The organism is Streptomyces sp. NPDC004561 (assembly GCF_053602155.1).
The window spans coordinates 1-12,356 of the sequence record NZ_JBSGDB010000260.1 but is presented as its reverse complement, the minus strand read 5'-3'; the positions used below and the strand labels follow the sequence as shown (position 1 = coordinate 12,356).

Annotated in this window: 13 protein-coding genes; 8 read left to right on the top strand and 5 right to left on the bottom strand. The window is 72.7% G+C overall.

All coding sequences use genetic code 11. The features are described from left to right. Positions 1-151: 151 nt before the first annotated feature. Positions 152-403: a WhiB family transcriptional regulator gene (locus ACWEN3_RS28535; protein ID WP_452976463.1), complete on the top strand. Its 252-nt coding sequence runs from the start codon at positions 152-154 to the stop codon at positions 401-403. A 22-nt stretch (positions 404-425) separates the two neighbouring features. On the opposite strand, the gene ACWEN3_RS28530 is transcribed toward ACWEN3_RS28535, so the two are convergent. Beyond that, positions 426-653: a DUF6098 family protein gene (locus ACWEN3_RS28530; protein WP_452976462.1), complete on the bottom strand. Its 228-nt coding sequence runs from the start codon at positions 651-653 to the stop codon at positions 426-428. 17 nt (positions 654-670) lie between these two features. Further along, the gene (locus ACWEN3_RS28525) at positions 671-2,095 is read right to left on the bottom strand and encodes a M1 family metallopeptidase (RefSeq protein WP_452976460.1); all 1,425 of its coding nucleotides are present in this window, start codon (positions 2,093-2,095) and stop codon (positions 671-673) included. A 164-nt stretch (positions 2,096-2,259) separates the two neighbouring features. On the opposite strand from ACWEN3_RS28525, the gene ACWEN3_RS28520 reads away from it, so the two are divergent. Next, complete coding sequence (locus ACWEN3_RS28520) at positions 2,260-2,610, top strand: DUF488 domain-containing protein (protein ID WP_452976458.1); 351 nt, start codon at positions 2,260-2,262, stop codon at positions 2,608-2,610. A 2-nt stretch (positions 2,611-2,612) separates the two neighbouring features. Here the strand turns inward: ACWEN3_RS28520 and ACWEN3_RS28515 are convergent, their stop codons facing one another. Then, complete coding sequence (locus ACWEN3_RS28515; RefSeq protein WP_452976456.1) at positions 2,613-4,286, bottom strand: FAD-binding dehydrogenase; 1,674 nt, start codon at positions 4,284-4,286, stop codon at positions 2,613-2,615. 18 nt (positions 4,287-4,304) lie between these two features. Further along, positions 4,305-4,955, bottom strand: coding sequence for a TetR/AcrR family transcriptional regulator (locus ACWEN3_RS28510; RefSeq protein ID WP_452976454.1), 651 nt, complete (start codon positions 4,953-4,955; stop codon positions 4,305-4,307). 106 nt (positions 4,956-5,061) lie between these two features. Here ACWEN3_RS28510 and ACWEN3_RS28505 point away from each other — a divergent pair, with 106 nt between their 5' ends. From ACWEN3_RS28505 to ACWEN3_RS28495, 3 genes are all read left to right on the top strand, one after another. Next, the gene (locus tag ACWEN3_RS28505) at positions 5,062-5,691 is read left to right on the top strand and encodes an alpha-ketoglutarate-dependent dioxygenase AlkB (protein WP_452976452.1); all 630 of its coding nucleotides are present in this window, start codon (positions 5,062-5,064) and stop codon (positions 5,689-5,691) included. A gap of 89 nt (positions 5,692-5,780) precedes the next feature. Further along, positions 5,781-6,527, top strand: a complete 747-nt coding sequence (locus tag ACWEN3_RS28500) for an MBL fold metallo-hydrolase (protein ID WP_452976450.1) — start codon at positions 5,781-5,783, stop codon at positions 6,525-6,527. A gap of 31 nt (positions 6,528-6,558) precedes the next feature. Next, positions 6,559-7,794 (top strand): DUF4032 domain-containing protein, encoded by a 1,236-nt coding sequence (locus tag ACWEN3_RS28495; protein ID WP_452976448.1) that lies wholly within the window; start codon positions 6,559-6,561, stop codon positions 7,792-7,794. A gap of 1 nt (position 7,795) precedes the next feature. Here ACWEN3_RS28495 and ACWEN3_RS28490 read toward each other — a convergent pair whose 3' ends face one another. After that, positions 7,796-8,662: a universal stress protein gene (locus ACWEN3_RS28490; protein ID WP_452976446.1), complete on the bottom strand. Its 867-nt coding sequence runs from the start codon at positions 8,660-8,662 to the stop codon at positions 7,796-7,798. A 223-nt stretch (positions 8,663-8,885) separates the two neighbouring features. Here ACWEN3_RS28490 and ACWEN3_RS28485 point away from each other — a divergent pair, with 223 nt between their 5' ends. The 3 genes from ACWEN3_RS28485 to ACWEN3_RS28475 all read left to right on the top strand — a co-directional run. After that, complete coding sequence (locus ACWEN3_RS28485) at positions 8,886-10,562, top strand: FAD-dependent oxidoreductase (protein WP_452976444.1); 1,677 nt, start codon at positions 8,886-8,888, stop codon at positions 10,560-10,562. Continuing rightward, positions 10,559-12,046 carry an ATP-binding protein gene (locus ACWEN3_RS28480; protein WP_452976442.1) on the top strand — a complete coding sequence of 496 codons (1,488 nt, stop codon included), beginning with the start codon at positions 10,559-10,561 and terminating at the stop codon, positions 12,044-12,046. Before ACWEN3_RS28485 ends, ACWEN3_RS28480 begins: the two co-directional genes overlap by 4 nt. Further along, positions 12,043-12,356: UBP-type zinc finger domain-containing protein (locus tag ACWEN3_RS28475; protein ID WP_452976440.1), on the top strand; the 314-nt coding region annotated here is incomplete at its 3' end. The genes ACWEN3_RS28480 and ACWEN3_RS28475, both read left to right, overlap by 4 nt.

The window sequence follows — 12,356 nt, the reverse complement described above, 5'->3', positions numbered from 1 at the left end:
GGCTCCCCCGGGCGCCCGCGCGCGTGGTGACCGGATCGCGCCTTGCCCGGCGGCCGTGCCGTTTCACCCCGCGCCGACCGGTCACCCGAACCCGGAGAACGAACACAGTCAAAAGGCACCGACGACTTCGATCCGATCCAGGGAGAGTTCCATGGAGTACTGGCGCGACCATGCCGCGTGCCGTCACGAGGACCCCGATCTGTTCTTCCCCATCGGCACCACCGGGCCCTCACAGGTGCAGACCCAGCGGGCCAAGGCCGTGTGCGGGCGCTGTCCCGTGGTGGAGCAGTGCCTGGACTGGGCGCTGGACACCGGGCAGAGCATCGGCATCTGGGGCGGCACGACCGATCTGGAGCGCCGCGCGCTGCGGCGCCGCGCCCGCTCCCGGCCGCGCTCAGGTTGAACCGGCGTTCCGGACGGGGGCCTCAGCGCCCACCGCGGCGCAGGGTCCCCCACCGCCGCCCCTGCCGGGCCACCTCGGCCCTGGCCTCGTCGATCACCTCCTCGGCGATCCGGCACAACGGCTCGACCTCGATCACGAGCGGCTCGTTGTCGGGGCCCCGGCCCGTCTCCCGGCCCTTGAGCAGCCAGGGACGCGACACCGGGGCCCTTGTCGTGCGCAGGTGCGCGTGGTCGTGCAGGCGGCACGCCACACACAGTTCCTGAGGGTTCAGGCGTTGTCCGGCTTGCCCTTCGTGAACAGCCAGGTGTGGAACAGCCCGTCCAGGGACTTCCCCGACTCGCGTTCCGCGAGCCCCACGAACTGCGCGGTGGTGCCGTGGCCGCCGCGGTGCTCGGTCGCCCAGGCCCGCAGGATCCGGTAGAAGTCCCGGTCGCCGACCGCCGTGCGCAGCTCATGCAGGACCATCGCGCCGCGGGCGTAGACGGGCATGCCGAAGATGTTCTTCCCGCTGCCCGGGTCGCCGGGCGGGTAGGCCCACAACTGGTCGTTCGCGGGGCGGGCGTAGAGCGCGTCGAAGGCCTTCTGGGCGCTGTCGCCGCCGTGCTGCTCGGCATACAGCCACTCGGCGTAGGTGGCGAAGCCCTCGTTGAGCCAGATGTCCTTCCAGGCGGACAGCGACACGGAGTCGCCGAACCACTGGTGGGCGCTCTCGTGGACGAGGGTGCTGATGTCGGGCGCGGCGTCGTAGAGCGGCCGGGTCTGGGTCTCCAGGGCGTAGCCGACCTTCGCGTGGTCGACGATTGCCCCGGCGGCCCGGAAGGGGTACGGCCCGAACAGCTTGCTCTCCCAGTCCAGGACGGAGGGCAGTTGCTTCAGCACCGGCGCCGCGGCGTGCGCCTCGCGGGGGTCGACGGCGTTGTAGACCTGGATGCCGTCGGGGGTGGTGTACCGCTGGACCTGGAACGTGCCGATGGTGGCGGTGGCCAAATAGGCGGCCATGGGCTGGGTCTCGCGCCAGCGGAAGGTGGTCCGGCCGTTCGCGGTGCGCTGTCCGAGCAGGACGCCGTTGGCGACGGCGGTACGGCCCTCGGGCACGGAGATGGTGAAGTCGTACGACGACTTGTCCTTGGGGTGGCCGTTGGCCGGGAACCAGGTCATGGCGCCCTGGGGTTCGCCCGCGACGAAGGCGCCGTCGTCGGTCGGGATCCAGCCGTCCGCCGAGCCGTCCGGGTCGGTGACCGGCTTCGGGGTGCCCTGGTAGGCGACGGTCACGCGGAAGTCCTGGCCGGGGCGCAGGGCGTGCCGCGGGGTGACGACGAGTTCCTGCCCCGAGCGCCGGAAGGCCGCGGCGGTGCGGTCGACGGTGACGCCGGTGACCTTCATGCCGTCGAGGTCGAGGTCGAAGCGGGAGAGCCGCTGGGTGGCGCGCGCGCTGAGGACCGCCCTGCCGTCGAGGTGGCTCCCGGCGGTGTCGTAGCGGAGCGACAGGTCGTAGTGGCCGACGTGGTAGCCGCCGTTGCCGCTCAGCGGGAAGTAGGGGTCCCCCGCGCCGGCCGCGCCGGTCGTGCCCGCTCCCGCCGGTGCGGCGGCGCCGATGAGCGCCGCCACGGCCACGGGGACGGTGGCGAGGACGGCTCTCGGGCCGAGGACCCTCGTACGGCGTCGTGCGGGCTGTCTGCGGGATGGCGTCACATGCGCTCCTCGAGGGGGTGGCTGGTGATCAGCCGACAGACTAGGCGCGCGGGTGTCCCCGTCTCCCTCTCATTCTGGTCAAGTCGTGCCGCGTCGTCGCCCGGCCGCTCCGGAGCGCCGCAGTAGGCTCGAACCGTCCGCAGTCCCGAGAGAGGGCCCGACCAGTGAGCGTGCGTGTGCGCCGGATCTACGAACCGCCCGAGCCCGACGACGGCCTGCGGGTGCTGGTCGACCGGCTGTGGCCGCGCGGACTCGCCAAGGACGAGGCGCACGTCGACGAATGGCCGAAAGGGCTCACCCCCTCCAGCGAGCTGCGCAAGTGGTACCACGGCGGCGAGGGCTCCTACGAGGAGTTCCGCGGCCGCTACGAGGCGGAACTCGGCGCCCCCGAGGCCGCCGGGCTGCTCGACGGCCTCAGGGAGTCGGTCCGCAAGGGCACGGTGACCCTCCTGACGGCGTCCAAGGCGCCCGGGAAGAGCCATGCCCACGTGCTCGCGGAGCTGCTGGAGGGCTGAGGTCAGCCGGTGTGCCGGGCGGCGTGCCGGCCGGCGGCGCGCCCCGAGAACAGGCAGCCGCCGAGGAAGGTGCCCTCCAGGGCGTTGTAGCCGTGGACGCCGCCGCCGCCGAAGCCGGCCACCTCGCCCGCCGCGTACAGCCCGTCGATCGCGGTCCCGTCGGCGCCGAGGGCGCGCGAGTCGAGGTCGGTCTGGATGCCGCCGAGGGTCTTGCGGGTCAGCACGTGCAGCCGGACACCGATCAGCGGGCCCGCGGCCGGGTCGAGGATGCGGTGCGGGCCGGCGACCCGACCGAGGCGGTCGCCGATGTAGCGGCGGGCGTTGCGGATGCCCTGGACCTGGGAGTCCTTGCTGTACGGGTTGGCCATCTGCAGGTCGCGCGCCTCGATCTGACGGCGCACCTCGGCCGCGTCGAGCAGGGTCTTGCCGGTGAGGCCGTTCATCTTGTCGACCAGCTGCTCCAGGCTGCCCGCGGTGACGAAGTCGGCGCCGTTGTCGAGGAAGGCCCGCACCGGGCCGGGCGCGCCCTTGCCGAGGAGCCGGTCGCGCAGCACCGCCTTGCGGTCCTTGGCGGTGATGTCGGGGTTCTGCTCGGAGCCGGAGAGCGCGAACTCCTTCTCGATGATCTTCCGGGTGAGGACGAACCAGGAGTGGTCGTACCCGGCGATGTCCTCGGTGGTGCGCAGGTGCCTGAGGGTGCTGAGGGTGTCGTAGCCGGGCAGGCAGGGGTCGGGCAGGCGGCGGCCGAGGGCGTCGAGCCAGATCGAGGAGGGGCCGGGCAGGATGCGGATGCCGTGGCCGGGCCAGATGGGGTCCCAGTTCTGGATGCCCTCGGTGTAGTGCCACATGCGGTCGCGGTTGACCAGGCGGACGCCGGCCTCGGCGCTGATGTCGAGCATGCGGCCGTCCACGTAGGCGGGGACGCCGGTGACCATCTCGGCGGGGGGCGTGCCGAGCCGTTCGGGCCAGTAGCGGCGGACGATGTCGTGGTCGGCGCCGATGCCGCCGGTGGTGACGACGACGGCCTGGGCAGTGAGTTCGAAGTCGCCGATCCGGTCGCGGTTGGACGCCGCACCGCGCGGGGCTTTGTCCTCGGCGAGGACGATGCCCCGCACCCCGCGCGCCACGCCGTCCTCGATGACCAGCTCGTCCACCCGGTGGCGGTGGTGGAAGGTCAGCAGCCCGTCCCGGGCGGCCTGCCGGGCGTACCCGACGAAGGGCTCGACGACTCCGGTGCCGGTGCCCCAGGCGATGTGGAAGCGGGGTACGGAGTTGCCGTGCCCGTCCGCCCTGAGGTCGCCGCGCTCGGCCCAGCCGACGGTGGGCAGCAGCTCGATGCCGTGTCCCTGGAGCCAGGAGCGCTTCTCGCCGGCCGCGAACTCCACGTAGGCGCGGGCCCAGCGCACCGCCCAGGAGTCCTCGTCGTCGAGCCGGTCGAACTGCGCGCTGCCGCGCCAGTCGTTCCAGGCGAGGTCGAAGGAGTCCTTGATGCCGAGGCGGCGCTGCTCGGGCGAGTCGACGAGGAAGAGCCCGCCGAAGGACCAGAACGCCTGGCCGCCGAGGTTGGCGGCGTTCTCCTGGTCGACCAGGGCCACCCGGCGGCCCCGGCTGGTGAGTTCGTGCGCCGCGACCAGGCCGGCGAGGCCGGCTCCGACGACGATGACGTCCGCGTCCATGGAGTGGAGGTTCCTTCCTCAGTGCGTCGATGGGGTGCCGCTGCCCTCGGTGAGGACCGCGGTGAGCAGCTGCTTCAGCCACGTCCGCGCGCCGTCGAGGTCCTTGTCCAGCAGCAGTTGGGTGGTGACGCCGTCGTACGCGGCGACCACGGCGTGCGCGGCGCCGTCCACGTCGCCCAGTACGGCGGGCAGTTCGGTGTGGCCCCGCACCCGGAAGAGGCGGTCGGCGACGGCCTCCCGGAGCCGGGCGCGGTGGTCGAGGAGGGCCCGGGCGACGGCCGGGTCCCGGGCGGCGTGCACCAGGAAGTCGGTCTTCACCAGCAGCCAGTCCACGTCGAGCAGCAGCACCTCGGTGACCCGGTCCACGGAGGCGGGCACGTCGAGGTCGGGGCCGTCCTGGGCGAGGGCGTCGGCGACCTGGGCGGCGATGAGGTCGGCGCGCTCCCGGTAGAGGGCGAAGAACAGCTCGTCCAGGGTGGCGAAGTTCGAGTAGAAGGCGCCCCGGCTGAAGCCCGCCGCCTCGCAGACCTCCTCGATGGAGACCCGCCCGAAGCCCTTGGCCGCGAAGACCCGGAACGCGGCGTCGAGCAGCCGGGCCCGGGTCTGCCCCCGTCGCCGGGTGACGCGCTTGGCCGTCTCCTCCACTGCGGCACCTCCGTTTCGATACATGACCGTATCCGATACACCGATGTATCGAAAGAGCTCGCGTCGAGGTCGCGGAGCCCCGGACACGAGCTAAGGGAACACATTTTCGATTAAGGAGTACGCTGGTCCCATGTCCACGCACCTCCAGGGCTCCCTGTTCGACCAGACCGACGAGCTGCGGCTCGGCCCGCTCGGCGGACTGCGCCGGACCGAACTGGGCGCCGGCGCCTGGATCGACGTGCTGCCCGGCTGGCTGAGCGGCGCCGACGCCCTGTTCGAGCGGCTCGCGGCGGAGGTCCCCTGGCGCGCGGAGCGGCGGAAGATGTACGACAACGTCGTCGCCGTACCGCGGCTGCTGGCCTTCTACGCGGCGCAGGATCCGCTGCCCCACCCCGTGCTGGACGAGGCCCGCGACGCCCTGTCCCGGCACTACGCCGGCGAGCTGGGCGAGCCGTTCACCACCGCCGGGCTGTGCTTCTACCGCGACGGCCGCGACAGCGTCGCCTGGCACGGCGACCGGATCGGGCGGGGCGCCCGCGAGGACACCATGGTCGCGATCCTCTCCGTGGGCGCGCCCCGGGACCTGCTGCTGCGCCCGGCCGACGGGGGCGGCGAGACGCTGCGGCGGCCGCTCGGGCACGGCGACCTGATCGTGATGGGCGGCTCCTGCCAGCGCACCTGGGAGCACTGCGTACCCAAGACGGCCCGCGCCGCGGGTCCGCGCATCAGCGTCCAGTTCCGGCCGCACGGCGTGCACTGACCGACTCCGGCCTTGCCTCTTGCGCGAACCGGTGGCGGATCTGGTTGGCTGTCCCGCGACGATCAGCGACTCAGGGGCACGGGGAGACCATGCGGGCAGAGGTGAAGCAAGTCGCCGACGGCACCCATCTGGTGCACGGCAACAACGTCAACTGGGTGATCCTGAAGGACGGGGACGCCGTCACGCTGGTCGACACGGGATATCCCGGCGACCGGCCCGGGGTCCTGGAGTCCCTCGCGGCGGTGGGCAGTTCGCCGGAGGCGGTCGCCGCGGTGCTGATCACCCACGCGCACAACGACCATCTCGGCTCGGCCGAGTACCTGCGCACCACGCACGGCACCCCGGTCTACCTCCACCCCGCCGAAGTCCCGCACGCCCGGCGGGACTTCCTGCACCAGGCCACCATCGGCGACGTCGTGCGCAACGCCTGGCGGCCGGGCGTCCTGCCCTGGGCGGTGCACGTGATCCGCGTCGGCGGCATCGAGCACAACCCGGTCACCGCGCCCGAGCCGTTCCCCGGCGAGGGCCCGCTCGACCTGCCCGGCCGCCCGGTCCCGGTGCACACGCCCGGCCACACCGACGGCCACTGCGTCTACCACCTTCCTGAGGCGGGGATCGTGATCTCCGGTGACGCCCTGGTCAGCGGGCACGCGACCTCAAGGATCAAGGGACCGCAGCTGCTGCACGACTTCTTCCACCACGAGCGCGCGCGGGCGCTGGCCTCCCTGGAGACCATCGGCGCGCTCGACGGCGACACCCTGCTGCCCGGGCACGGCCCGGTGCACCGGGGTCCGGTGCGCGCCGCCGCCGAACAGGCCCGGGAACGGGCCTCCTAGAACAGCCCTACAGGGCCTTAGGGTTCGTGCCATGGCCTTGCAGATCAGCGCCACGAACCCGGAGCACCCGGCCCTGCTGCTCGCCCTGCCCTGGGACGTGCCGCTGGAGGAGTGGCCCGAGGAGTACCTCGTGCCGCTCCCCCGGGGCATCTCCCGGCACGTCGTGCGCTACGCCCGGGCGGGCGAGGAGGTCATCGCCGTCAAGGAGCTGGCCGAACGGCCCGCGCTGCGCGAGTACGAGCTGCTGCGCGACCTGGACCGCCTCGGCATCCCCGCCGTCGACCCCCTCGCCGTGGTCACCGGCCGCACCGGACGCTCGGGCGCCCCGCTGGAGCCGGTGCTGGTCACCCGGCATCTGCGCGGCTCGATGCCGTACCGGTCGATGTTCGAGACGACGATGCGCCCGGCGACCATGCACCGGCTGATGGACGCCCTCGCCGTGCTGCTGGTGCGGCTGCACCTGGCCGGGTTCGCCTGGGGCGACTGCTCGCTGTCCAACACCCTGTTCCGGCGGGACGCGGGCGCCTACGCCGCCTACCTGGTCGACGCCGAGACCGGCGACCTGCACCCCCGGCTCAGCCCCGGGCAGCGCGAGTACGACCTCGACCTGGCCCGGGTGAACATCAGCGGCGAGCTGCTCGACCTGGAGGCCTCCGGCGCGCTGCACCCCTCCGTCGACCCGGTCGAGTTCGGCCATGAGATCCGCACCCGTTACGAGGGGCTGTGGCGGGAGCTGACCCGCACCTCGGTGTACCCGGCGGGCAAGTACCACTACATGGAACGCCGGATACGCCGGCTGAACGACCTCGGTTTCGACGTGGCCGAGATGCAGATCGAGCACTCCGCGGGCGGTGACACCGTCACCTTCGTGCCGAAGGTCGTCGACGCCGGCCACCACCAGCGGCAGCTGCTGCGGCTGACCGGCCTGGACGCCGAGGAGAACCAGGCGCGGCGGCTGCTGAACGACCTGGAGAGCTGGATGGCCACCCAGGACGACCACGCTCCGGGCGACCCCCTGGCCGCCCGGCCCGAGGTGCTCGCCCACCGCTGGGTGCGGGACGTGTTCCGGCCGACCGTGCGGGCCGTGCCGCCTGAGCTGCGCGGCTCCATGGATTCCGCGGAGATCTACCACGAACTCCTCGAACACCGCTGGTACCTGTCGGAGCGCGCACAGCACGACATCGGCCTCGGCACCGCCGTCGGGGACTACGTCGAGAACGTGCTGCCGAAGGCGCGGGCCACCCCGCGGCCGGTGGACCCGGAGTAGCTCACTCGTGCGGGACCACGGCCACCGGGCAGTCGGCGTGGTGCAGCACCCCGTGCGCGACCGAGCCGATCCGGGCGCCCACGGCCGTACGGTGCGCCCGGCGGCCCACGACCATCAGCTGGGCCCGGTCGGCCAGCGACAGCAGCACCTGCGCCGCGCTGCCCATCTCCACCTGCTCGGCCACGGGCACCTCGGGGAACCGCTTCCGCCAGGGCTCCAGGGCCTCCGCCAGGGCCCGCTTCTCGTACGGCTCCAGACCGCCGACGTCGTCCAGCAGCCTGAGCGAGCCGGGGCTGTAGGCGAAGACGGGCGGCAGGGACCACGCCCGTACGGCCCGGACCGTCGCGCCCCGGGCCGCCGCCGTCTCGAAGGCGAAGCGCAGCGTCGCCGCGCTGTCCTCCGGGCCGCCGTGCTGGCCGACGACGACGTCCCGCCCGGCGGCCTCCGCCGTCGCCCGGTCCCCGGCGCGCACCAGGACGACGGGCCGGCCGGCCTCGGCGATCACCTGCTGCCCGACGGAACCCAGCAGGAAGCCCACGACCGGTCCGTGCCCCCGCGAGCCCAGCACCAGCAGCTCCGCCTCGGCGGCCTCCCGGACCAGTGCCTCCACGGCGCCGCCCTCGACCACGTCGACGTTCACCGCGAGCTCCGGATGCCGCTCGCCGATGTCGCGCACGGCCTCCGAGACGCCCTCCGACACCCACCCCTGCTGGGTGTCCCGGTCGGCCTCCGCGAGCGCCTCGGCGTACCGCCACGCGTGCACCACCCGCAGGGGCAGCCCCCGGCGTACGGCCTCCCGGCCCGCCCACCTCAGCGCGGCCAGGCTCTCCTCCGTGCCGTCCACCCCTGCCGTGATCGCGCGTGTCATCCGTGCCCTCCTCGTCGTCGCGTGCTCCTGGTGCTGGTGCCCACTATCGGCCACCGGCGCGCACGGCCGGGACGATCTCTCCGGACGGGCCGCGCCCGGCGCCCGCCGGCCCTTTCGTATGCCAGAGCGAAGCGGGGCGATCGAACATACGATGGGCGCGTACCGGTGCGGTGGTCCCCACGACACCGACCCGTGGGACCCAACGCTTCGGGGTGGGAGACGTATGGCACAGGCCGCCGACGCAGCGCGGACCGTCATCCTGACCGTGGACGACGACCCGGGTGTCTCCCGCGCCGTCGCCCGCGACCTCAGACGGCGCTACGGCGAGTCGTACCGGATCGTGCGCGCGGAGTCCGGGGAGTCCGCGCTGGAGGCCCTGCGCGAGCTGAAGCTGCGCGGCGACCTGGTGGCCGTGATCCTGGCCGACTACCGCATGCCGCAGATGAACGGCATCGAGTTCCTCGAACAGGCACTGGACGTCTATCCGGGGGCGCGGCGGGTGCTGCTGACCGCGTACGCCGACACCAGCGCGGCGATCGACGCGATCAACGTGGTCGACCTCGACCACTATCTGCTCAAGCCGTGGGACCCGCCGGAGGAGAAGCTCTACCCGGTCGTGGACGACCTGCTCCAGGCCTGGCGCACCAGCGACCACCGGCCGGTGCCCAGCACCAAGGTGGTGGGGCACCGCTGGTCGGCTCGGTCGTCGGACGTGCGCGAGTTCCTGGCCCGCAACCAGGTGCCCTACCGCTGGTACTCGGTGGAGGAACCGGAGGGGCAGCGGCTGCTGACCGCCGCCGGACAGGACGGCCGGCGGCTGCCGCTGGTGATCACCCCGGACGGCACGGCCCTGGTCGAGCCCGAGGCGCCCGAGCTGGCCGCGCGGGTGGGGCTGGCGACGACGCCCACGGCCGACTTCTACGACCTGATCGTGATCGGCGGGGGCCCGGCCGGGCTCGGCGCCGCCGTGTACGGGGCCTCCGAGGGGCTGCGGACCGTTCTCGTGGAGCGGTCGGCGACCGGCGGGCAGGCCGGGCAGAGCTCCCGCATCGAGAACTACCTCGGCTTCCCCGACGGCGTCTCCGGCGCCCAGCTCACCGACCGGGCGCGGCGGCAGGCCGCCAGGTTCGGCGCCGAGATCCTGGCCGCGCGCGAGGTGACGGCGCTGGAGGTCAACGGCGCGGCACGGGTCGTGCGGTTCGCGGACGGTTCGGCGATCGCCGCGCACAGTGTGATCCTCGCGACCGGGGTGCAGTACCGGCAGCTCCAGGCCCAGGGCTGCACCGATCTCACGGGCTGCGGGGTGTTCTACGGCTCGGCGCTGACGGAGGCGGCCTCCTGCCAGGGGCAGGACGTGTACATCGTCGGCGGCGCCAACTCGGCGGGCCAGGCGGCGATGTACCTGTCCCGGGGCGCGAAGTCGGTGACGCTGCTGGTGCGCGGCCCGGACCTGTCGGCGTCGATGTCCTACTACCTGATCCAGCAGATCAGTGAGGCTCCGAACATCTCCGTGCGCAGCCACACGGTCGTGGACGCGGCCCACGGCTCGGACCACCTGGAGCAGCTGACGCTGCGGCACACGGCGACCGGGGACACCGAACGGGTCGACGCCCAGTGGATGTTCGTGTTCATCGGCGCCGCCCCGCTGACCGACTGGCTCGGCAACACCGTGCTGCGCGACGGGCGCGGGTTCATCCTGTCCGGGCCCGATCTGACCGCCGACGGGCGGCCGCCGGCCGGCTGGGAGCTGGACCGGCCGCCGTACCACCTGGAGACCAGCATTCCCGGCGTGTTCGTGGCGGGCGACGCGCGCGCCGAGTCCGCGAAACGTGTCGCGTCCGCCGTCGGAGAGGGAGCCATGGCCGTGATGCTCGTCCACCGGTATCTGGAGCAGTCATGAGCGGGCAGGTCATGCCGTGCAGCCCGCAGGAGATCAGCTCGCTGTTCCTCTTCGAGAAGCTGAGCCCCGATCAGCTGGGCCGGTTGTGCAGCGAGGGGCGGGTGGAGCTGTTCCAGCCCGGTCCGGTGTACACCGAGGGTGATCCCGCCACCTGCTTCTTCGCGATGATCGAGGGCACGGTCGTGCTCTCCCGCCGGGTCGCCGGCGACGATGTCGAGGTCACCCGGACCTCGCAGCCCGGGGTGTACGCGGGCGCGATGCAGGCGTACCTCGGCGACCGGGTGCGGCAGGTGTACAACAACTCGATGCGGGTCACGGAGCCGAGCCGGTTCTTCGTGCTGCCGGCGGACATCTTCGCGGACGTGATGAGCGAGTGGTTCCCGATGGCCGTGCACCTGCTGGAGGGCCTGTTCTTCGGGTCGAAGAGCACCCAGGCCGCGATCGGCCAGCGGGAGCGGCTGCTGGCGCTCGGCTCGCTGTCGGCGGGGCTCACGCACGAGCTGAACAACCCGGCCGCCGCGGCCGTGCGGGCCACCGCGAGCCTGCGGGAGCGGGTCGCGAAGATGCGGCACAAGCTCGCCGTGATCGCCGAAGCGCCTTTCTCCCGGGAGGCGTTGGCGAGTCTGATCGAGATCCAGGAACGCACCGCCGAGCGGGTCGCGAAGGCTCCGGCGCTCAGTCCGCTGGAGGCCTCCGACCGGGAGGACGTGCTCACCGACTGGCTGGAGAACCACGGCCTCGACCACGGCTGGCAGCTGGCGCCGACCTTCGTGCAGGCCGGGCTCGACGTCGACTGGCTGGAGCAGGTCGCGGCGGCCGTGGACGAGGAGATCCTGGCGGGCGCGATCGGGTGGCTCAACTACACCGTCGAGACCGAGCTGTTGATGAACGAGATCGAGGACTCCACCACCCGTATCTCGCACCTCGTGGACGCGGCCAAGCAGTACTCGCAGCTGGACCGGGCCCCTTACCGGGTGGTGGACGTGCACGAACTCTTGGAGAGCACGCTGCTGATGCTGTCCGGCAAGATCGGCGCGGGGATCGAGGTCGTGAAGGAGTACGACCGCACGCTGCCGCCCGTGCCCGCCTACCCGGCGGAGCTGAACCAGGTGTGGACGAACCTCATCGACAACGCGGTCTCCGCCATCAAGAGCGCGGGCGGCGAGGGCCGGCTGACGGTGCGGACCGCGCTCGACAACGAGCAGGTGCTGGTGGAGTTCCGGGACACCGGGACCGGGATCCCACCGGAGATCAAGGGCCGGATCTTCGACCCGTTCTTCACCACCAAGCCGGTCGGCGAGGGCACCGGGCTCGGCCTGGACATCTCCTGGCGGATCGTCGTCAACAAGCACCACGGCACCCTGCGGGTCGACTCGGTGCCCGGCGACACCCGCTTCCAGGTCCTGCTGCCCCTGACCGCCGAGACACCCGACCCGTCCGAGACGCCCGAGTCGTCCGGGGAACGAGCGGAGGAAGCCGTATGAGCACCGTCGACGGAATCGACCCGGGCGTCCCGCCCAGCGGCACCGGCTGTGTGGAGTGCGACGAGGTGGGCGGCTGGTGGTTCCATCTGCGCCGCTGCGCCCAGTGCGGGCACATCGGCTGCTGCGACGACTCCCCCGCCAAGCACGCCACCGCGCACTACGCGGCCACCGGGCATCCGGTCATCCAGAGCTTCGAGCCGGGCGAGGGCTGGTTCTGGGACTACGCCACGGAAGAGCTCTACGGCTCCGGTCCGGAACTCGCCCCTCCGGCCAGTCATCCCGCCGACCAGCCGACGCCGGGCCCGGCGGG

What these genes read in the sequence shown, in the direction of transcription:
- ACWEN3_RS28510 (WP_452976454.1), bottom strand. Translation starts at nt 4,955, where the DNA reads ATGTATCGAAACGGAGGTGCCGCAGTGGAGGAGACGGCCAAGCGCGTC.
- ACWEN3_RS28480 (WP_452976442.1), top strand. Translation starts at nt 10,559, where the DNA reads ATGAGCGGGCAGGTCATGCCGTGCAGCCCGCAGGAGATCAGCTCGCTG.
- ACWEN3_RS28500 (WP_452976450.1), top strand. Translation starts at nt 5,781, where the DNA reads ATGCGGGCAGAGGTGAAGCAAGTCGCCGACGGCACCCATCTGGTGCAC.
- ACWEN3_RS28485 (WP_452976444.1), top strand. Translation starts at nt 8,886, where the DNA reads ATGGCACAGGCCGCCGACGCAGCGCGGACCGTCATCCTGACCGTGGAC.
- ACWEN3_RS28495 (WP_452976448.1), top strand. Translation starts at nt 6,559, where the DNA reads ATGGCCTTGCAGATCAGCGCCACGAACCCGGAGCACCCGGCCCTGCTG.
- ACWEN3_RS28490 (WP_452976446.1), bottom strand. Translation starts at nt 8,662, where the DNA reads ATGACACGCGCGATCACGGCAGGGGTGGACGGCACGGAGGAGAGCCTG.
- ACWEN3_RS28505 (WP_452976452.1), top strand. Translation starts at nt 5,062, where the DNA reads ATGTCCACGCACCTCCAGGGCTCCCTGTTCGACCAGACCGACGAGCTG.
- ACWEN3_RS28515 (WP_452976456.1), bottom strand. Translation starts at nt 4,286, where the DNA reads ATGGACGCGGACGTCATCGTCGTCGGAGCCGGCCTCGCCGGCCTGGTC.
- ACWEN3_RS28535 (WP_452976463.1), top strand. Translation starts at nt 152, where the DNA reads ATGGAGTACTGGCGCGACCATGCCGCGTGCCGTCACGAGGACCCCGAT.